General features: G+C 32.4%; 16 protein-coding genes. 10 read left to right on the forward strand and 6 right to left on the reverse strand.

Features of this window, described 5'->3' with window-relative positions:
- Window positions 1-75: 75 nt before the first annotated feature.
- Complete coding sequence (locus PYW31_RS01610; RefSeq protein WP_046836402.1) at window positions 76-1,527, reverse strand: SulP family inorganic anion transporter; 1,452 nt, start codon at window positions 1,525-1,527, stop codon at window positions 76-78.
- Window positions 1,528-1,761: 234 nt separating this feature from the next.
- Between PYW31_RS01610 and PYW31_RS01615 the strand changes: the two genes are divergently transcribed.
- The 3 genes from PYW31_RS01615 to PYW31_RS01625 all read left to right on the forward strand — a co-directional run bounded on the left by PYW31_RS01615 (window position 1,762) and on the right by PYW31_RS01625 (window position 5,486).
- Entirely contained in the window at window positions 1,762-2,523 is a 762-nt protein-coding gene (locus tag PYW31_RS01615) for an ABC transporter ATP-binding protein (RefSeq protein ID WP_046836401.1), read from the forward strand.
- A complete protein-coding gene (locus tag PYW31_RS01620) occupies window positions 2,513-4,402 on the forward strand; it encodes an ABC transporter permease (RefSeq protein ID WP_046836400.1) in 1,890 nt (629 codons plus the stop codon). Before PYW31_RS01615 ends, PYW31_RS01620 begins: the two co-directional genes overlap by 11 nt.
- Before the next feature lie 214 nt (window positions 4,403-4,616).
- A complete protein-coding gene (locus PYW31_RS01625) occupies window positions 4,617-5,486 on the forward strand; it encodes an SDR family oxidoreductase (RefSeq protein WP_046836399.1) in 870 nt (289 codons plus the stop codon).
- A gap of 106 nt (window positions 5,487-5,592) precedes the next feature.
- Here PYW31_RS01625 and PYW31_RS01630 read toward each other — a convergent pair whose 3' ends face one another.
- Both PYW31_RS01630 and PYW31_RS01635 read right to left on the reverse strand, forming a co-directional pair.
- Window positions 5,593-5,799, reverse strand: coding sequence for a hypothetical protein (locus tag PYW31_RS01630; RefSeq protein WP_046836398.1), 207 nt, complete (start codon window positions 5,797-5,799; stop codon window positions 5,593-5,595).
- A 135-nt stretch (window positions 5,800-5,934) separates the two neighbouring features.
- Entirely contained in the window at window positions 5,935-7,356 is a 1,422-nt protein-coding gene (locus PYW31_RS01635) for an SLC13 family permease (RefSeq protein ID WP_046836397.1), read from the reverse strand.
- A 156-nt stretch (window positions 7,357-7,512) separates the two neighbouring features.
- On the opposite strand from PYW31_RS01635, the gene PYW31_RS01640 reads away from it, so the two are divergent.
- The 3 genes from PYW31_RS01640 to PYW31_RS01650 all read left to right on the forward strand — a co-directional run bounded on the left by PYW31_RS01640 (window position 7,513) and on the right by PYW31_RS01650 (window position 10,768).
- The gene (locus tag PYW31_RS01640; RefSeq protein WP_046836396.1) at window positions 7,513-8,709 is read left to right on the forward strand and encodes a DUF819 family protein; all 1,197 of its coding nucleotides are present in this window, start codon (window positions 7,513-7,515) and stop codon (window positions 8,707-8,709) included.
- A gap of 86 nt (window positions 8,710-8,795) precedes the next feature.
- Window positions 8,796-9,359, forward strand: a complete 564-nt coding sequence (locus tag PYW31_RS01645) for a sugar O-acetyltransferase (protein WP_046836395.1) — start codon at window positions 8,796-8,798, stop codon at window positions 9,357-9,359.
- 392 nt (window positions 9,360-9,751) lie between these two features.
- Window positions 9,752-10,768, forward strand: a complete 1,017-nt coding sequence (locus PYW31_RS01650; protein WP_046836394.1) for a PTS sugar transporter subunit IIC — start codon at window positions 9,752-9,754, stop codon at window positions 10,766-10,768.
- Between the two features lie 46 nt (window positions 10,769-10,814).
- Here PYW31_RS01650 and PYW31_RS01655 read toward each other — a convergent pair whose 3' ends face one another.
- A complete protein-coding gene (locus PYW31_RS01655) occupies window positions 10,815-11,600 on the reverse strand; it encodes a putative hydro-lyase (RefSeq protein ID WP_046836393.1) in 786 nt (261 codons plus the stop codon).
- 272 nt (window positions 11,601-11,872) lie between these two features.
- Here PYW31_RS01655 and PYW31_RS01660 point away from each other — a divergent pair, with 272 nt between their 5' ends.
- The gene (locus tag PYW31_RS01660) at window positions 11,873-12,514 is read left to right on the forward strand and encodes a DUF4064 domain-containing protein (RefSeq protein ID WP_046836392.1); all 642 of its coding nucleotides are present in this window, start codon (window positions 11,873-11,875) and stop codon (window positions 12,512-12,514) included.
- A 57-nt stretch (window positions 12,515-12,571) separates the two neighbouring features.
- On the opposite strand, the gene PYW31_RS01665 is transcribed toward PYW31_RS01660, so the two are convergent.
- Window positions 12,572-13,642 carry an acyltransferase family protein gene (locus tag PYW31_RS01665; RefSeq protein WP_046835968.1) on the reverse strand — a complete coding sequence of 357 codons (1,071 nt, stop codon included), beginning with the start codon at window positions 13,640-13,642 and terminating at the stop codon, window positions 12,572-12,574.
- Window positions 13,643-13,969: 327 nt separating this feature from the next.
- Between PYW31_RS01665 and pruA the strand changes: the two genes are divergently transcribed.
- A complete protein-coding gene (pruA, locus tag PYW31_RS01670; protein ID WP_046835967.1) occupies window positions 13,970-15,514 on the forward strand; it encodes an L-glutamate gamma-semialdehyde dehydrogenase in 1,545 nt (514 codons plus the stop codon).
- Window positions 15,515-15,602: 88 nt separating this feature from the next.
- Here pruA and PYW31_RS01675 read toward each other — a convergent pair whose 3' ends face one another.
- On the reverse strand, window positions 15,603-16,157 hold the full coding sequence (locus PYW31_RS01675; RefSeq protein WP_046835966.1) for a TetR/AcrR family transcriptional regulator: 555 nt from the start codon (window positions 16,155-16,157) through the stop codon (window positions 15,603-15,605).
- A 148-nt stretch (window positions 16,158-16,305) separates the two neighbouring features.
- Between PYW31_RS01675 and PYW31_RS01680 the strand changes: the two genes are divergently transcribed.
- Together PYW31_RS01680 and aryK are read left to right on the forward strand one after the other, a co-directional pair.
- Entirely contained in the window at window positions 16,306-18,492 is a 2,187-nt protein-coding gene (locus tag PYW31_RS01680; protein ID WP_046835965.1) for an MMPL family transporter, read from the forward strand.
- 136 nt (window positions 18,493-18,628) lie between these two features.
- Window positions 18,629-20,914 carry a transcriptional regulator AryK gene (aryK, locus tag PYW31_RS01685; protein ID WP_046835964.1) on the forward strand — a complete coding sequence of 762 codons (2,286 nt, stop codon included), beginning with the start codon at window positions 18,629-18,631 and terminating at the stop codon, window positions 20,912-20,914.
- Window positions 20,915-21,092 lie beyond the last annotated feature (178 nt).

Genomic DNA, 21,092 nt, shown 5'->3' on the forward strand with positions numbered 1-21,092 from the left:
TGACATGTTTAAAAAAAGAGATTAAGCTACGCAAATTTTTTAAAAATTTTGCATAGCTTAATCTCAGTCGTTATTTTAAAGTAGATGTTGTTGATTTACTTTGCTTAGTTCAGAAACAATCTTTCTACTGTCTTTGTTTAAATGTTGTACATAAATGGTATTATTCTTTTTGTTATAATTTTCAATTAAAGTATCAATCGCATTGACTGCGGAATCGTCCCATAAATGTGCATTGCTAAAATCTAAATAGATGATTTGATTTCTTAATTCCAAGTCTAATTGGTTCATCAAAGCATCTATAGAGACAAAGAAAATTTGTCCTTTGATTTGATAATGGATAGCTCCATCTATTTCTTTATATTGGACCACAACGTTAGAAATCTTTGTAGCAAAGCATAGCGCGCTAACGATGACACCGACGATAACGCCTAAAGCAAGGTTATTAGAAATTAATACGATAGCAACGGTTAAAATCATTACAAAAGCATCCGTACGTGGGGCCTTCTTTATAAATTTAAATGAGCGCCAATCAAATGTTCCAACAGAAACCATAATCATGATGCCTGCAAGAATTGGCATAGGTATTTGTACAACCCACTCTCCAAAAACCATAATTAAAATAATTAAAAATATGCCTGCTGTAAACGTAGATAAACGTGTAGTTGCACCAGAACGGACGTTTATTACAGACTGACCAATCATCGCGCAACCACCCATGGCGCCGAAGAAACCGGTGATCATATTGGCTATACCTTGACCACGTGATTCTTGGTTCTTATTACTATAAGTATCTGTTGCTTGATCTACGATACGAGCTGTAAGTAAACTTTCTACAAGTCCTACAATTGCCATAGATAATGCATAGGGGAAAATAATTTGTAATGTTTCAAAATTGAATGGCACATCAGGTACAAAGAAGTGTGGTAATGAACGTTTAATTTCACCTAAATCACCAACTGTCTTAACATTAGCACCACTGACGATTGCAATTGTCGTCAATAACACAATAGCAACAAGAGGTGCAGGTATTCTATTGAATACACGTGGTAATAAATAAACAATAAGTAGGGTAAAGATAACGAAAAGATATGTAGGGATAGAAATACCAAAGATATGCTTAAGCTGTGTCATAAATATTAGAATTGCTAAGGCATTTACAAAACCAATCATGACAGAGTTTGGAATGAATTTCATTAATCGTCCTACTTTTAATATACCAAATATAATTTGGATAATTCCCATTAATATGGTGGCGGCAAGTAAATATTGAACACCATGATCTTTCACTAACGGTACGATGACGAGCGCGACAGAACCTGTCGCTGCAGAAATCATAGCGGGCCTACCACCGACAAATGAAATGACTACGGCAATAATAAATGAAGAATATAAACCTACCATAGGGTCTACGCCAGCAATGATTGAGAAAGAAAGGGCCTCAGGGATCAATGCGAGTGCGACTACAATACCAGCTAATATATTGGTACCTGGCGCAGTGAACCATTCTTTTTTTATTTTATTTAACATATCTAATACTCCTTTTTTAATTTGAACTAGGCTATTATATCATATGAAAAAAGTAGTGATTGAAATAATACAATAAATATTTTGATGATAAAATATCCTAAAATGAACTTTTATGAATGATGCATGTGACAACTTTGTCATTTGAATCTTTGTTTTTGTTAGTTGTAACGAACGAATCTAACTCAAAATTAAGCTATGATAAATACATATAAAAACAAACGAAGGAGTGAAAATATGTCTATATTAAAAGTTGAAGGACTAACTAAAAAGTATGGCAATAGACACCGACAACAAGAAGTGCTAAAAGGTATTGATTTTTCTATTGAACAAGGCGAATTTGTTACAATTATGGGGCCTTCAGGATCAGGCAAGACGACATTATTGAATGTGTTAAGTTCAATTGATTATATTACCAGTGGTACAGTGGAAATTAATGGGCATAAGATAAATAAAATGAGTAATAAAGCTTTAGCAGATTTTCGAAAAAAGGAAGTAGGCTTTATTTTTCAAAATTATAGCGTGCTTCATACACTGACGGTAAAAGAAAATATTATGCTACCATTGTCGATACAAAAGATGTCTAAAAAAGTGAAAGAAGAAAACTATAATGAAGTAACAGAAGCACTAGGAATTAAAGATCTAGGTGATAAATATCCAAATGAAATTTCAGGTGGTCAACAACAACGTACAGCTGCTGCCCGCGCATCTGTACATAAACCAGCAATTATTTTTGCTGACGAACCTACAGGTGCTTTAGACTCTAAGAGTGCACAAGATTTATTAAATAGGCTTGAAGATATGAATAAAAATATGAATGCAACGATTGTTATGGTGACACATGATCCTGTAGCAGCAAGTTATTCCAATCGGGTTATCATGTTGAAAGATGGCAATATCCATTCAGAAATATACCAAGGCGATGATTCTAATCAAGTATTTTATAAAAATATCATTCATATGCAAACAGCCTTAGGTGGTGTAACGAATGAACTTTAATCAAATTGTATTAAAGAATTTCACTAAAAATATACGACATTATGCGATGTTCATTTTTTCGTTAATTGTCAGTATTGTATTATTTTTTAGTTTCGTTACATTAAAATATACAAATAGTATTAACAACGAAAATTCAATGAAAGTTATCCAAAAGGGTTCAGAAATAGGAGCTAATTTTCTGTTCTTTATTATTGTGGTTTTTCTATTGTATGCGAGTCATTTATTTATAAAACGTCGTACACGTGAATTTGCGTTGTACCAATTGATTGGACTAACTAGAAAAAATATCATACGAATGTTATTTATAGAACAGTTCATCATGTTCTTTATTACAGGAATTATTGGTATGGTGATAGGCGTATTTGGGTCGAAAATCCTTTTGATGATTGTGCTCAAAGTGCTAGATATAAATACAAGTGTATCGCTGTCATTTCAGTTTCCAGCAATCTTACAAACATTCATTTTGTTAATGGTTTCATTTATACTCATACTCATACAAGGATATTTGTTTTTACGAAAACGTAGTATCTTAGATATGATAAATGATAATTCGAAAAGTGAAGCGACCAAACCTAAAATTACAATTATAGAAGTGATTTTAGGTGTTTTAGGCATTATTATGATTGGCTTTGGTTATTATATGTCGACAGAAATGTTTGGTGAATTCGCTCGTATTGTTATGTTTGTCCCGTTTATTATCTTAGCTTTAACAGTTATAGGCGCATATTTATTTTTTAGAAGTTCGGTGTCGCTGATATTTAAAACATTAAAACGTTCTAAACATGGTAATGTGAGTGTTACTGATGTAGTCTTCACTTCTTCAATCATGCATAAAATGAAAAAGAATGCGCTATCTTTAACAATTATTGCTATCATTTCTGCTGTTACAGTTACAGTCTTGTGTTTTGGAGCTGTTAGTCGATCGATGATTGATGATACTGTTAATCAATCATCACCACAAGATTTTAATTTTATAAAAGCAAAACAAGCTGAACAATTTGAAGATAAATTAGAACAAGCGCATATTCGTTACACGCCTGTATATAAAGAATTATCAGAAGTTAAAGTTTTGAAAGATGATTTCTTTAAAAAATCAATGAATTATAATGCTACAGATAGAATATTTATTACTAGCAATAAATATTTTAATGATAAAGATATTGTTGGGAACCATGCGAAAATGGTGAATTTCGCTACTTCGTCTAGTTTACTCAAATATAATTTAAATAAAGATATAGAAATTAAAGGTGAAACAAAAGAATCGTTTAAAGTTATAGATGTGAATAAAGAAGTCGACTTTAAAAACGAAGTGAGTTACAGCGCACCTGTGTTATTAGTTAGTGCTGATAAATATGATCAACTTAAAAAATATAGTACAGAAATACACAAACAATATGGATACAATTTAATGAACTCGGCAGATTGGTCCAAAGTAAATAAACTAGCAAAATCAGTCGATCCCAATATTCAGTCCCAAAAAGTAGTGCGTCAAGATTTTAATGATAGCATGGGTATCTTATTATTTGTAACTTCATTTTTAGGTTTAGCTTTCTTAGTTGCAGCTGGGTGTATTATTTATATTAAACAGATGGACGAAACAGAAGATGAGATGCCTAATTTCCGAATTCTACGTAAAATAGGGTATACACATCAGGATATGTTGAAAGGATTAGCTTTGAAGATTTTGTTTAATTTTGGTTTACCACTTATTATCTCACTATTACATGCTTATTTTGCAGCGAAAGCCTTTATGGTATTGATGGGTGCTACAAATATGCTTCCAGTTTATATTGTCATGGTGATTTATTCAGTGATTTACTTTATATTTGCAATTATGTCATTCATACATTCGAGTCGTATTGTAAAACATTCTATTTAAAATGAGCTAAAAGTTCAGAGTGAAAATTTTATATTTCGTATAGTGTCCAATCAGATTTCGAAATCTGATTGGACACTTATTATATACAGTGATATTTCGTAATAGCGTCATGTAATCATTATAAATTGATTACAATTTAAGAAAAATGTTACATGTTTGCTTTAGGAGAAAAGTGGTATCTTGCAATACAAAGACGTAAAATGGAGGTAATTATATGAATCTAACTGAATTTCATAAACAAATCCAAGGTTACACGCAAGATCAACAGCCAGGTATCGAAAAAGATATGAATCCACAACCACTGTCTGAAATGGAAAATTATAAAAGTGGTGGTAAATTAAAAGGGAAAGTAGCTTTAATAACAGGTGGCGATTCAGGAATTGGGCGAGCCGTAGCTATACTTTATGCGAAAGAAGGCGCTAATGTCGCGATTGGTTATTACAATGAGCACGATGATGCACAGACAGTTGTGACTCGTTTGAAGGAAATTGGGGTACAAGCAAAGGCATATGCGCATGATTTAAAAGATGTAACGTCATCTCAAGATTTGATTAACCACGTCATCGATGATTTTGGCGGACTGAATATATTGGTTAACAATGGTGGTGTACAATTTCCAAGAGATCATTTTGAAGAGGTAACACCAGAGCAAGTAAAAGAAACATTTGAAACCAATATTTTTGGTATGATGTTCTTGTCACAAGCTGCCATGCCTCATTTGAAAGAAGGAGATGCAATTGTTAACACAACAAGTGTCACAGCATATAGAGGATCTGCGCATTTGATAGATTATTCCGCAACTAAAGGTGCGATTGTTGCTTTTACACGTTCTTTAGCATCATCTTTGGTTGAAAAAGGTGTACGTGTGAATGCTGTGGCACCTGGCCCGATATATACCCCTTTAATTCCAGCTACATTTTCAGCAGATAAAGTTGAAAATCAAGGCAGCGATACACCAATGCAACGTCGAGGACAACCAGCAGAATTAGCACCTTCGTATGTATTTTTAGCTTCGTATGCTGATAGTTCTTATATTACCGGACAGGTTATTCATGTAAATGGCGGAGATTATATTACTTCTTAATACAAAAAATAAAGCAGTGTAATACACTTAATTTGTGTGTATTATACTGCTTTTCTTATGGAATCAAGTAATTAGAATATACGAAGTAAGTCATATTAGTTAATAATTAAAAGAAATCTGAAGGTTTAAGATTATCAAAATTCATATTTTTAAGTGAATCAAAATTTAGGTTTTCTACATTTTGTAGTATTTCACCACTTTTGATTTGATTATAATACGTTGTCGCTTCCGTCGCTACATCATGTTCTTGGAAAGTTTTGACAACACCTAGAATAAGTACTATAGCAATAGCGCCTTTAAAGAGTGTCTTCATATTAAATGGCTCCTTTTGTAAGTTTATACTATAATATTAAACTATTTTGTACGATATGACATGCGTCCATAGTATAGAAGCCTCATCATACCTTAGTAGTATAAGGCGATATTTTAGTATACAACTTTAATAATATTATATACCAAAGGCTATAGGCAACCAGAAATATGCAAAGAGAGAGATGATTATAATTGCGAATATATTTAAGATAAACCCAGCTCTTACCATGTCTTTCATTTCTAATTCGTCTGAACTGAACACAGCAGCGTTAGGAGGTGTAGAAATAGGTAACATAAATGCACAAGTTGATGATAATGCGACAATCCCCATAATAATAAACGGATCTCTACTAATCGCAGCTGCAAAACCAATACTGATTGGCATTAACATATTGGATACAGCAGTATTCGACATGACTTCTGTTAAGAATAAAATTGCCGTCGTTAAAACGATTACGATTAAAATCATAGGTAATGGTTTTACAACACCTAACATGCCACCAAACCATTTTGTAAGACCAGAATCTTCAAATGCGGCTGCTAATGATAGACCGCCACCAAACAACAGAAGAATTCCCCATGGCAATTTACTCATATCATCCCAAATGAGTAATCCACCTTTTTTAGATTTAGCAGGTATAAGAAATAATAATACAGCGCCGAGTATAGCAATGACTGTATCAGATAAATGTAAAGCTTCTGGTAATAAATTACCACCAATCCATAAAAGACTGACGAACAGAAAGACCATACCAGTTAGCTTTTCTTCGTTGCTCATTGGCCCCAAATCATGTAAAGCTTTTTTGGCAAAGTCAGAAGATATTTTATCAGCATCTTCAATTTTAAATAACCACTTTGTCATCATAAAATAGAGAACAACTAATAGAATAATTGTCACTGGTAACGCAAATATCATCCATTGTAAAAATGAAACTTTTCGATCTAAGCTAGAAGCGGCAATAGCTGCGAAAACAGCGTTTGGTACAGAACCAATCAGTGTAGCTAATCCACCAATTGATGCTGAGTAGGCGACGGTTAATAGTAATGCTTTACCAAATTTATGTGCGGATTCAGGTTTTAAAAATTGTGCTTCTTTGATTTCTTGAATTAAAGCTAATGCAATTGGTAGCATCATAAGCGCAGTTGCTGCATTGGAAATCCACATAGAAATAAACGATGTTGCAATCATTGTACCTAGAATAATGCGGTTACTGTTAGAACCCATCATGGAAATAATTGTCATAGCGATACGTTTATGTAAGGACCATTTTTCAATTGCTAAAGCTATGATAAATCCTCCCATATACATAAAGACGATAGGATCTGCATAAGCACTTGATGCAACTTTTTCATCCGTCCCTCCAGTTAATGGTAATAAAACAAGTGGTATAAGTGAGGTGGCAGGAATTGGAATAGCTTCTGTAATCCACCATGTGGCAACAAACACTGTAACAGCAAGTACTGCTCTTGGCGCATCATCAAGACCTGTAATACCAGGTATAAAATAAATGATGATAAAAAACAAAGGTCCAAGAATCAAACCAATCTTTTTCTTCATATGTAAATCCCCCTGTGTTTATAAGTTTATTATTTTAAGAATAGCAATTTCACAACACGAAGACAATTTATTTTCTGAAAATTATAAAAATTAAAGCCGGATACTGTTAAAATTAAGTTATTATAGTTGGAAATTTTAAATAGAGGAGAGATTTATATGGTTATAGGTGCATTTATAGCTAAAGATGATACATGGATGTTATGGGCAATAATTATCGTATGGGCAACGATGAGTTTGTTTTTAGAACAACGTTATCAATGGGCAAGTACAATTTCTGGAGCAATCATAGCGCTTGTAGGTGCGATGTTATTATCGAACTTTAAAGTTATTCCTACAAGCTCTCCAGTGTATGATACAGTGTGGGATTATATTGTACCATTATCTATTCCGTTATTATTGTTTAGTTCTAATATAATGAAGATTTGGAGGGAGAGTAGGCGGTTATTAATTATTTTCTTAATCGCTTCTATAGGAACAATGATTGGCACGACCGTTGCTTTTTTAACGCTACATCAGTGGATACCTTTTCTTTCGAAGATAGGAGCTATGATGACGGGAAGTTACATAGGAGGCGGTGTGAATTTTGCTGCATTAAGCTCTAAATTTGAAACGCCGAGTGATATGATTTCTTCTGCTGTCGTTGCTGATAATAGTGTAATGGCACTGTATTTTATGTTATTAATTGCCATGCCTTCATTGCCTTGGATTAAAAATTATTTTTTAACAGATTATAAGAAAGATGTTTCACGAGAGTCTCGGCAGTCTTATTGGCAGCCTAAAAAAATACAATTACTAGATATTGCATTTTCAGTAGCGAGTGCAATTGCACTCGTGGCAATTAGTTTTAAGGCTGCTGAATTGATTCAACAATGGGTCCCTAAAAGTAATTTAATATTAACGTTGATTGTTTCTTTTTTTGGAGATTCATACTTGCTGCTCACCACACTGACTTTAATTGTTGTAGCGATATGGGGTGACTTTTTTGAAAAATTAGCGGGTGCAACAGAAATTGGGACGTTTCTTATTTATATATTTTTTGTAGTTATAGGAACACCAGCGTCATTTGCGACAATTATTACGACTGCTCCGTTATTATTTATTTTTGTCATTATTATACTTATATTTAATTTGGGATTGAGTCTTGTAGTGGGAAAATTATTTAATTTTAAAATTGAAGAAATACTATTAGCAAGTAATGCAACGGCAGGTGGTCCTACGACTGCAGCAGCTTTGGCGATTGGCAAAGGATGGTCAGGTTTAGTAGGTCCTATACTAATTATTGGTACATTAGGATATGTTATTGGGAATTATGCTGGCACATTTATGTATCAAATACTAACCTATATAGTATAGGATGAACTTTGCTAATTTATTTAATCGTATGAGAGTAATATATGAAATGTCATGCTATAGTACATAATTTTATAGGAGGGATTATTATGAATGAAAAAGAAAAAATGTTAGCTGGAGAGTGGTATGATGCTAACTTCGATGAAGCTTTAGCAAGCGAAAGAATAAGAGCAAAGGATTTGTGTTTAGAACTGAATCAAACCAAATTAAGTAATAAAAATAGGAGGCTGGCGATTCAAAAAGAATTGTTTCGCTATGAACCAAAGCACTTAGAATTATTGAGCCCATTTCAAGTTGATTATGGTTATAACATTGACATAGGAGAGCGTGTGTTTATTAACCATGATTGTTATTTTATGGATGGTGCTAAAATTACAATTGGAGACCACGTGTTTTTCGGACCGAATTGTGGTCTTTATACTGCGAACCATCCGCTTCCTTATAAAGAAAGAGATAAAGGATTAGAACAGGCGTTACCCATTCATATAGGAAATCATGTTTGGTTAGGTGCGAATGTAATTATTTTACCTGGAGTGACCATTGGTGATGGTTCTGTTATAAGTGCAGGTAGTGTCGTTACTAAAGATATTCCAGAAAATACTTTAGCTATGGGGATACCAGCACAAGTAGTAAAAAATATTAATAATGAATGAAATTGAGCATTAAGAAAAGCATTCTCGTTGTCTTTGATATACGTGAATGCTTTTTTGTTGTTTTAAACAGCACATTCATTACTAATGGTATAATATGATACTTGTTTTATGAATAAATTGTGTAATATTGAAATTATAATTAAAATAATTTAGGAAAATATTCCGCGGAGCTTAAATTGAAAATAATAAAATTGTTCGGAATATAATTAAGAAATATGATAAAATAAAAAAATGTGAGCAGTTAGATAGGGGTAATAAGTTATAAGTAGTATGACTAGTGTGATTATTTCTAATGTAAGGGTAGATATTGAATATTTGACTTATAGTAAAAAATTACATAATCCTTATGTGAATCATAATGACTTTAAGAATAGGAAAGAGGAATATCGAAGATGGATATATTGATAGGAACGTTGTTTTTAGTTGTTGTATTAGCTTTATTTACCCTTTTTACATATAGAGCACCTCAAGGTATGCGTGCAATGGGCGCTTTAGCAAATGCAGCTATTGCAACTTTTTTAGTAGAAGCATTTCATAAATATGTAGGTGGAGATTTATTAGGTATTAAATTCTTAGGTGATTTAGGAGATGCTGCTGGAAGTCTTGGCGGGGTTGCTGCTGCAGGGTTAGTGGCACTTGCGATAGGTGTTTCTCCTGTTTATGCATTAGCTATTGCAGCTTCATGTGGTGGTTTAGATTTAATTCCTGGTTTCGTAGCAGGTTATGCTATTGGTTTTTTAATGAAATATGCTGAGCGTAAAGTACCAGATGGTATTGACTTAATTGTAGGAATTATTATTATTGCACCTTTAGCAAGATTAGTTGCAACAGGTGTTACGCCTATAGTTAATAATTCATTGTTGAAGATTGGTGATATTATTCAAAGTTCAACAGAAGTAAGTCCAATTATTATGGGGCTTATACTTGGTGGAGTGATTACAGTTGTCGGGACAGCACCTTTAAGTTCTATGGCATTAACTGCTTTATTAGGTCTTACAGGCATGCCAATGGCTATAGCGGCAATGGTTTCATTTGCTTCCTCATTTATTAATGGCATAATGTTTAATAAATTGAAACTAGGCGATCGTAAATCTAGAATTGCAGTGTGTATTGAACCGTTATCACAAGCAGATGTTGTATCTGCTAATCCAGTGCCGATTTACACAGCAAATTTTATTGGTGGAGCTTTAGCAGGAGCAGTTATTGCATCATCAGGTATGGTCAATGATGCTACTGGAACGGCGACACCATTAGCAGGATTTTTAGTTATGTTTGGCTTTAACAATCCATTAGAGATATTTATTTATGGTGCTATCGTAGGTATCATCGGACTCATTGTAGGTTATATTTGTTCGAAATTATTTAAAAATTATCCAATCGTATCTAAAGAAGATATAGAAGCACGATAATAAAAAAAGACTTTGGCAGTTTTATATATGCCAAAGTCTTTTTTTATTAATTACTCAACTGACTTTCATGTATATCGGTGATAAACATATGACCCGGCGCATGGGTTATCATGAGTTCAGGTTTCGCATCTAAAGCTACGGATTGTGGGGTAACGCCGCATCCCCAAAAAACGGGAACCTCATTGTCTTTAATTGTCACAGGTTCTCCAAAATCAGGTTGTGTGATATTGTTTATACCAATTTCTTCAGGGTTTCCAATGTGTAAGGGCGCTCCGTGAACATTATTAAAATGTGTGGTGATTTCAGTTGCTTTAATTGCTTGTTGCATTGTCATCGGACGCATACTCACAGTGATATTACCTTTGAATTGACCGCTTGTATTTGCGGGTATATTTGTCATATACATAGGGACATTGTGTTTTTCTTCTAGGTGACGTATTGGAATGCCCGCTGCTAATAATGCATGTTCAAAAGTAAAACTACAGCCAATTAAAAAGCTAACCATATCTTTGGTGAATAAATGTGAAATATTGGACGTAGTTTCAATGAGTTCTCCGTTACGATATATACGATAAGCGGCTACCTCAGTACATATATTTGCTTCTTTGCCATATATAGGAAAAGATGTTTCGCCTGTTTCTGAAACATCTAAAAGTGGGCAAGTCTTTGGATTTTTAAAACAAAACTTTAAAAAGTCATAAGCATACTTAGAGGGTAATATCACAACATTTGCTTGGATAAAACCTTTAGCCATGCCACTAGTATGGTCAGTAAGTTGTCCATCACTTATCATTTTTCTAAGTGTATGTGGTTGTTGATCTTGCAAGTTCATATCATCATCCCCTTGAGTTTAATTCTTAAATCTATTTTAGCAAAAAAAGAACTTTTATAAGGGAATAAGCATTTGGATAAAGAAAAAAACGTGATAAAATTAGATGTTCGCTCTATACATCATTCCATATGGGCATAATATATATTAGCTTTTATGTCAGATGGGTATATTAACGTTACATAGGCTTATGTACTCCTAACATTTGCGTTGATTTCATGTTGGAGGGGTATAGTATAAATAAATTGAGTAGTATACGCACAGGGGGAATTATTATGAAAAGGACTATTGAAAAAATATTAACATGGGTTGGGATTCTCTTACAGTTTTTATTAATATTTGTAATGGCGCTGATTGTTCCATTTTTAAATGATGAAAGTGCAAAAGATTCATTGATACAAGCTATTAATAATAGCGGGGAATTCAATCAAAATGTAACTCAAGTTGATCCATCACGCTACATTGACATTGCTAGTAGCTTATTCCTTATGGCTTTAGGTGCAGTGATTGTGTGTACGATTATAGCATTAATATGTGCATTGCTTATTAATAGATTGCCTAAAGTAGTTGGAGTAGTATTGATCTTGATAGCTATCGTAACAGTATTTACGTTTAACTTAATCACAGCATTGTTATGGTTAATCGCAGGTATTATGTTATTGGTAAGGAAGCCGCAACAGCCTATATATGAAAATGGACACTATAACATCAATGACGATGATAGAATGTATCCAGCGTCTTCACATCAAAAGGAGAATGATGTTACAGAAAATAAAGATGACTCTAACGCTAGCAATGATATTAATGAGCAACCTCATAAAAACAACGAACAAAATGCGCAAGGTAATGATATTGCAGACAAGGTCGAATCCGATGAACATAGACATTATCGTAGACAAGATCGTCATCATAAATAATAAAAAAATAAACCAGCCGATAAGCTTAAGCAACTTATCGGCTGGTTTATTTATAGGCTAATCCATTTTACCGTTTTTATAGCTTTCATATACTGTTTCATACTTTACATGCCCAATACCACCAACAATGAACTTACCGAATTTAAATAAATTAAATAAATAGGCTAAGCAAATCGATATCGTTATGGTGATAATAAAATTGAAAGCAATATTTCTAAGTGAACTGTCGGCTCTTAGTAAACCTAAGTTATGAACAAAGAAGTAGTGTATTAAATAGATACAGAATGAATAGTTACTAATAAAAAGAATAAATTTCGGTACATATTTTACATATGAAGAGAATAAGAAAAATAGTAAAATAACCATTGTTACATAAAATGGAATGTCGAAGCGTTTTGATTCGACCCATGTACTAATACCAAATACAAAGTTACAAATTAGTATCGCCATAGACACTAAAGTACCTAATATAATGTACCAAGTATATTTTTGGATATTGCGCATAAATGTCTCATAGTAAACCCCAGTATAAAATCCAAGTAAGAAATAACTAATCCATCCAAAGCAAAGCATCCAGCCTTCTCTTTCCCAAAAAAGCCCTAATATTGGATGATGTGATTGGGGTACAAACTCCCTAAAAGCCCAGTACAAAGTGGTGAATAAGATTGAGCCAACAATAACCGGCACGGGTTTCCATTTAACAATATATTTAGCAAAGAAAAAGTGTAATATGTAAAATTGGAAAATAATAACAATAAAATAAGTGATTGCACCACCATGAAACATTGTATCTCCAACATATTGAACAAACTCATTAAAGTTTTTAGGTTTAAAATAAAAGAATGATATACCCAAGTTAATCAATATATAGGGAATACCTAAATAAAGCAATTTGTTTTTAAAAAAACCGGGCTTGGTTTTAACATGGTAACTTTTAGCTAGTAAAAATTCCGAAATAAATACAAATAGTGGGGTACTGAACATTAGTAATAACTGAATGATTCGAATTATTGTCCCATGGCCAACATAATCCATTTTAGAAAAGGTTGTCGTTATTGAGTGAATAAGTACAATACTTAAACAAGCGATTGTACGCATCCAAAATATAACAGATGTGTAGGTCTTCATGAATAACTTTTCCTTTCATCTATATATAAATTATAGAAATGATATTTATAGTTAACTTTCAATTTAACATATAAAAGTTAAATTAAATGTAAAAATAAGGTTACAAATAATTAAATTATTATAATGAAAAATGGGTATAATACATATGAATATATTTTTATATAATATCAGCAATTAATTTATATTGCTAATTAGACAGAAAAATATCTGTTTTCAGAAAATTAACTGAAAGCGATTGCATTTATTGTGCTATACATATACAATGAAAAAAGAATGGATTGTATCCATTTCAGTTTTCTATTTACAAACTTACATGGGGGTAGAAAAATGGTAGTTAATTATCACAACGAACCAGGCATAGACTTTTCAAATAGTCAAAATGTCGAATCATTCAACGAGGTATTAAAAAAAGTTAAAGGTGAATTGAATAGAAAAATTCCTTTAGTTATTAATGGAGAAGAAAAATTCACACAAGACACTTATCAGTCTATCAATCCTGCTAATACTACTGAAGTTATTGCAGAAGTTTCAAAAGCAACTCAAAAAGATGTGGATGATGCATTTAAAGCTGCTGATGAAGCTTATAAATCATGGAAGAAATGGTCTCATAAAGATCGTGCGGAATTCTTATTAAGAGTTTCAGCAATTATTAGACGTCGTAAAGAAGAAATCTCAGCAATCATGGTATATGAAGCGGGTAAACCATGGGATGAAGCTGTAGGCGATGCTGCTGAAGGTATTGATTTTATAGAATACTATGCAAGATCAATGATGGAATTAGCAGATGGTAAACCAGTTTTAGATAGAGAAGGCGAACATAATAAATACTTCTATAAACCAATTGGTACTGGTGTAACTATTCCACCATGGAATTTCCCATTCGCAATAATGGCTGGTACAACTTTAGCACCAGTTGTTGCAGGAAATACAGTGTTATTAAAACCAGCTGAAGATACCCCGTTAACTGCTTATGTATTAATGGAAATCTTAGAAGAAGCTGGCTTACCAAAAGGTGTTGTTAACTTTGTACCTGGTGATCCCAAAGAAATTGGTGACTACCTTGTAGATAGTGTTCACACGCATTTTGTAACTTTCACAGGTTCACGTGCAACTGGTACACGCATTTTTGAAAGATCTGCAAAAGTTCAAGAAGGACAACAATTCTTGAAACGTGTAATAGCTGAAATGGGCGGTAAAGATGCAATCATCGTCGATAAAGAAATTGATACTGACTTAGCAGCAGAAGCTATTGTTACTTCAGCATTTGGATTTTCAGGGCAAAAATGTTCTGCATGTTCACGTGCGATTGTACACCAAGATGTGTACGATGAAGTGCTAGAAAAATCAGTTAAACTAACTAAGGAGCTCACTTTAGGTAATACTGAGAGTAATACGAATATGGGACCAGTTATTAATCAAAAGCAATTCGATAAAATCAAAAATTATATCGAAATTGGTAGTAAAGAAGGCAACTTAGAGCAAGGTGGCGGTGCCGATGATTCAACAGGTTACTTTATAGAACCTACGATTATTTCAGGTCTTAAATCAAGTGACCGAATCATGCAAGAAGAAATTTTCGGACCAGTTGTTGGATTTGTCAAAGGTAAGGATTTCGAAGAATTATTAGACATTGCTAACGATACAGATTATGGTTTAACAGGTGCTGTTATTACTAATAATCGTGAAAATTGGATTCAAGCTGTAGAAGAATACGATGTAGGTAATTTATATCTTAATCGTGGTTGTACTGCGGCAGTTGTTGGTTATCACCCATTCGGTGGTTTTAAAATGTCAGGTACGGATGCTAAAACAGGTAGCCCAGACTACTTATTAAACTTCTTAGAGCAAAAAGTAGTTTCAGAAATGTTCTAATCTTTATATAGAATAATAAGAGACGAGTGAAGATAATATATTTTCACTCGTTTCTTTTTAGTTTTTCGAGATTAATTAGAAAAATTATTTATTCGTCTTTGACATGAATATTAATCATTTTATGAAATAGTTCATCAATGTCCTTTGCCGGAAGCTTTATACAATGGTCTCTGATCCATCCCATAAAGCCAAAAAGGCTTGCACCATACACATAAAGTATAAGTTCCGTTGGCACACTTGAGTCTATTGTAATTCTATGTTCATTTTCTTTGATATCTGTTTGTAAAATACGTATAAAATGATTAGCAATGGTACGTTCGAATGCTTGGTCTTCTTTTTGCTTATCTGCAATACGTTTCAATTCATCGAGATTACTCATTGTATTTTCTATAGTAGTAAAAGGATTGTTAATACGTTCTTTGAAATTACTAGAGAAGAAGTCTTTTGTTAAATCAGTAATAAGATAAATCAATAAATCATATTTATCATAGAAGTGTTTATAAAAAGTTGTTCGATGGATCAAGGCATCATCACAAATTTGATTGACTGTTATTGTTGAAAAGAGTTTATTTTCGAGTAGCTTATAAAAACTTTGAGAAAGTGCACGTTTTGTTTTAATGACGCGTAAATCATTTTCATTCATTCTACATTTCTCCTTATTTGTAGTTTAAATATACATTTTAGTATAATTAATTCTTTATATATTAGGGGGAGCATGTTTATTATGATATTATAGATAATCTACACATTACATTTAAACTATAACGTTGATTAAATAAGGAGGCAATAGTTTGGCAAAGTTTTTATATAAATTGGGATCGCTTGTTGCAAAACATAAATGGTGGAGTATTATTGTTTGGGTTGTATTATTGGCAGCAATCATTACAACGTTAACGATGAACGCACCTAAATTCGATAATGATATTAAAATGAATGGTTTAGAATCACTAGATACTAATAAAAAAATCGAAGATGAATTTGGTCAAGATAGTGAAAAGGCCCAAATTAGAATAGTAATGAAAAGTGATGCTGATAATGGCATCGTTAAACAAGATATGATGAAGGATATTAAAGATACGTTAAAAGATATCAAAGATGATGATAAAGATATTAAAGACGTTTCAGATCCTTATGATAATAAGCAAATTAGTAAAGATAAAACTACAGCATTTGCTGATGTAAACTATGACGTATCAGCGACTTCTTTAACAGATAAATCTAAAGATAATGTTAAAGACACAGTTAAACAATTAGAAAAAGATCACAATGTACAAGTTGAATTGATGGGAACAGGCATGGAATCTACAGAGATAGGTGGTTCATCTGAACTCATAGGTATTATTGTAGCGTTTGTCGTACTTTTACTTACATTCGGATCAGTAATTGCCGCGGGTATGCCAATTATAAGTGCATTACTTGGTTTAGGCACTGGCGTAGGTATTATTTCATTACTGACGTATATATTTGATATTCCAAATGTGACACTAACCCTGTCTGTGATGATTGGATTGGCAGTAGGTATAGATTATGCACTATTTATATTATTTAGATATAGAAAAATTGTGAAGACCGAACCGGATCATGTTAAAGCAGTAGGTTTAGCTGTAGGTACAGCAGGTAGCGCAGTTATATTTGCTGGTGTCACGGTCATTATTGCTGTTTGTGGTCTTTCCCTTGTAGGTATAGATTTCTTAGCAGTCATGGGATTTGCTTCTTCAATCAGCGTGCTTGTAGCAGTTATTAGTGCACTCACTTTACTACCTGCATTGATTAGTATTTTCCATAAACAAATTAAGCCCAAACGTACGAAATCAGAATTCAAAGGTGATGTTGATACAGCTTGGTCTAAATTTGTAGTAGGTAAGCCGTTAGCAGCTGTGCTCATCGGTTTAATCATCTTAGTTCTAGTTGCTATTCCAGTTAAAGATATGCGTTTAGGTATACCGGATGACGGTATGAAAACAGCAGATTCTACTCAGAAAAAAGCATATGATATTATTTCTGATAAATTTGGCGAAGGTTACAATGGTCAAATCGCAATGCTTGTAAATGTAAAAGATAAAAAGGATAATCCTCAAGAATTACAAAAAGATTTACAAGATATGAGTAAAGATATTAACAATAAAGAACATGTAGATATGGTTACCCCTCCACAACTTAGTAAGGATAAAGATTATGCATTAGTGGTGGTTATTCCTGAACACGGACCAAATGCTAAATCTACTGAAAATCTCGTTCATGATTTGAGAGACTACAATAATAAAGCTCAAGATGATTATGACTTCAAAACAGAAGTATCAGGTCAGAGCGTAATTAATATAGATATGTCTCAAAAACTAAATGAAGCTATTCCATTATTTGCTGGTGTAATTGTTGCTTTAGCATTTATTCTATTAATGGTAGTATTCCGTTCTATCATTATTCCGTTAAAAGCTGTACTCGGATTTGTGCTATCACTTGCAGCCACACTTGGTTTTACAACATTAATCATGCAAGAAGGATTTATGTCTGGATTGTTTGGTATTGATACAACTGGTCCATTGCTTGCATTCTTACCAGTAATTACAATCGGTTTATTATTTGGTCTTGCTATGGATTACGAAGTATTCTTAATGTCTCGTATTCATGAAGAATATAGTAAAACACGTGATAATGACTACTCTATTAAAGTAGGTATTAAAGAAAGTGGTCCTGTAGTTGTTGCAGCTGCATTGATTATGTTCAGTGTGTTTATTGCATTCGTTTTCCAAGAAGATGTTATGATTAAATCAATGGGTATCGCATTAGGTTTTGGTGTATTATTTGATGCATTTGTCGTGCGCTTATTGCTAATACCATCGCTTACTAAATTATTTGGGAAAGCGTCATGGTATATGCCAGCTTGGTTAAGTAAAATTGTGCCACATATTGATATTGAAGGGCATGCTTTACAAAAAGATATGATGTCAAAATCTCAAAACACAAATAAGAAAAAATAAGAAAAAGTTCAATTAAATGTTAGCAGTCTGCCAAATTATTTTGGCAGACTTTTTTTGTCTAAAAATCAACAAAATCAAAAAAATATGGAATAATAATGCGTTTGAATTTAAATTAGAAATTGAAAAGAGGTGGACTATGAAAAAATTTTATGAGATAGAATTTAATGAACAGTTTGGAAATGACACAAGGATGAATGAAGGTCTTCGTATTGTACTTGTATTAAACAGCACCCTGAAAGTATGGGGGCATAAGAGTATTAAAGTGTATCAAAAAGGAGACGTTTTTATAATTAATCACAGAGAACAGTTTCGTATGATTGAGAATAAAGACACACTTTATATGTCTCTGCACTTATCTAGGGATTATTTGAAACAGTACATAAATGACTTTACTGATAAAAAATTTATTTTGAAGAAGCATATATTACAAGATGTCATATATCAGCAAATCATTAATTCTTTAGCAATGATGGGTGTTGTTTATATTAGAAAAGGACGATTTTACAGATTGTATATTGAACAACAGTTAATAGACTTACTATTTATAATTGTGAAATACTTACCTACAAGACAAAATGAAGGTGTGGATAATAGTACAAAAGATCATAGGTTAGAATCGATTTGTGACTATATAGATAATCACTATACAGAATCAATTACGTTAAGTGAAATAGCTAAAATGGTTGGTCTGAGCAATGCGTATTTATCCAGATACTTCACTCGTCATATGGGTGTTGGCATTAATCATTATGTTAATCAAGTGAGGATAGAGCACTGTAAAAGAGATTTAATTCATACCAATGACACCATAACGCAAATTGCTTTTAAAAATGGTTTTACGAATTCAAATATGTTAATCAAATATTTTAAAGAAGATATGCACATGACTCCTACGGTATTTAGGGAAAAATATCGAAAGTTGAAAAAGATTGAACTGTTAGAAAATGGAAAAAAAGAAACGACATATCAACATTATTTGTATTACTTATCAATGTTTGTAAATCAAAATATTAAAAAAATAGTACAGTCTCCAGAAGCACAAAAAGTATGGGATGTCTCATTAAGAAACGACAATAAATATTTAAAGCATTATAATCATGTGATACAAATAGGTGATTTAGAAGCGTTGCTTGTCCAAAGGTTTAGGACACAATTACTAGAAGTGAAAGCATGTTTAGGATTGAATCATATTTTAATTAAAGATCCGATCAGAGTTGGGAAGATTATCAATGACAGGGTTGAAAGTGATGAATTGATACCTAATACTCATCCATACATGAAAATAGATGAATGCTTAAACTTTTTATTGGCACATCAAATTGGTTTGGGAATAGAAATTGAACCACCGAAAAGCAACAAGCAATTTAATAACTATTATAAAGAATTATCATATTTGTTAGAGCATATGCATAATACAGTAATAAATAATAATGTGTTACACATTATTATTTATATGAAAGTTGCGGATTCCCATCTATTTCAAAAAATGTGTACATTATTTAAACACTATTTTGAAAAGGTAACCATCGTATTAAATGTTAATATAGATGATCCAATGGAATCTTCAAAAGCGAAAGCTATTTTAAATTCAAACGTATATCACATAGATCGTGTCGCATTTTGTGCAAATCAAAATGATATGATTAATTTTAACTCTTTAGAAAGTAAACAATATGATATTGCTAAGAATCATATTACATTGCAAGTAAATAAAATGATGAAGTTATTAGAGGTTGATACACAAGATATACCTTGTATATTGCTAAACTGGAATACATTAACAGGTGATACAAATTTAACCAATGGTGAATATTTCAGAGCAGGCATCATTTTTGAACAACTTATTGAAATAAATAATCGTATAGATACAGTCGGTTATTGGTTAAACTATGAAATACATCAGAGATTTAATCATAAAAACACTTCGACGCAATTAAGTGGTATAGACTTATATCACCAATTTGATGGTAAAAGACCAGCATTTTTTACAAGTATGTTTTTCAAAAAATTATTTAGATGTATTTTATATATGAATGATAATTGTATGGTATTAGGTGATTATCATCATTTTCAAATAGTTGTATGGGATGCAGAACACTATAATCCTCATTTCACACTTAATGATTATACAGGAAGCTTAAATCATAAAGAGTACCAAATTAATATTACACACGCCAAACAAGGTACATACAAAGTGAAACACTTAACCTTAGATAAAAATCATGGTGCTTTATATAAGGTATGGCAACAATATAATACGCAATACGGTATGGATGAGGAGACTGTAGATTATGTAAATAGAATATCCTATCCTAAACTAGACATTAGTGAGGTAGAAGTTAAAGGCGTATTGACTTATCATTTGAAATTGCTGACTAATGCAATTCAAATGATAGAATTCAGAAGATATATTAAAGCATAATAATCTTAAAGACTAATCGAAAAATACACGGAGCTGCTATTTTTCAATTAGTCTATTTTTTAATATGACAATAAGACAAAAATAATATATCTAAATTTGTCATAAGTATTAAATGAAAATAAATAGCTACAAATAAACTACTAAAACAGCAAACATTATATATCTAAAAAAAAGACTG

It is taken from the genome of Staphylococcus succinus, assembly GCF_029024945.1.
Lineage (GTDB): Bacteria > Bacillota > Bacilli > Staphylococcales > Staphylococcaceae > Staphylococcus > Staphylococcus succinus.

What these genes read in the sequence shown, in the direction of transcription:
- PYW31_RS01610 (WP_046836402.1), bottom strand. Translation starts at nt 1,527, where the DNA reads ATGTTAAATAAAATAAAAAAAGAATGGTTCACTGCGCCAGGTACCAAT.
- PYW31_RS01615 (WP_046836401.1), top strand. Translation starts at nt 1,762, where the DNA reads ATGTCTATATTAAAAGTTGAAGGACTAACTAAAAAGTATGGCAATAGA.
- PYW31_RS01620 (WP_046836400.1), top strand. Translation starts at nt 2,513, where the DNA reads ATGAACTTTAATCAAATTGTATTAAAGAATTTCACTAAAAATATACGA.
- PYW31_RS01625 (WP_046836399.1), top strand. Translation starts at nt 4,617, where the DNA reads ATGAATCTAACTGAATTTCATAAACAAATCCAAGGTTACACGCAAGAT.
- PYW31_RS01630 (WP_046836398.1), bottom strand. Translation starts at nt 5,799, where the DNA reads ATGAAGACACTCTTTAAAGGCGCTATTGCTATAGTACTTATTCTAGGT.
- PYW31_RS01635 (WP_046836397.1), bottom strand. Translation starts at nt 7,356, where the DNA reads ATGAAGAAAAAGATTGGTTTGATTCTTGGACCTTTGTTTTTTATCATC.
- PYW31_RS01640 (WP_046836396.1), top strand. Translation starts at nt 7,513, where the DNA reads ATGGTTATAGGTGCATTTATAGCTAAAGATGATACATGGATGTTATGG.
- PYW31_RS01645 (WP_046836395.1), top strand. Translation starts at nt 8,796, where the DNA reads ATGAATGAAAAAGAAAAAATGTTAGCTGGAGAGTGGTATGATGCTAAC.
- PYW31_RS01650 (WP_046836394.1), top strand. Translation starts at nt 9,752, where the DNA reads ATGGATATATTGATAGGAACGTTGTTTTTAGTTGTTGTATTAGCTTTA.
- PYW31_RS01655 (WP_046836393.1), bottom strand. Translation starts at nt 11,600, where the DNA reads ATGAACTTGCAAGATCAACAACCACATACACTTAGAAAAATGATAAGT.
- PYW31_RS01660 (WP_046836392.1), top strand. Translation starts at nt 11,873, where the DNA reads ATGAAAAGGACTATTGAAAAAATATTAACATGGGTTGGGATTCTCTTA.
- PYW31_RS01665 (WP_046835968.1), bottom strand. Translation starts at nt 13,642, where the DNA reads ATGAAGACCTACACATCTGTTATATTTTGGATGCGTACAATCGCTTGT.
- pruA (WP_046835967.1), top strand. Translation starts at nt 13,970, where the DNA reads ATGGTAGTTAATTATCACAACGAACCAGGCATAGACTTTTCAAATAGT.
- PYW31_RS01675 (WP_046835966.1), bottom strand. Translation starts at nt 16,157, where the DNA reads ATGAATGAAAATGATTTACGCGTCATTAAAACAAAACGTGCACTTTCT.
- aryK (WP_046835964.1), top strand. Translation starts at nt 18,629, where the DNA reads ATGAAAAAATTTTATGAGATAGAATTTAATGAACAGTTTGGAAATGAC.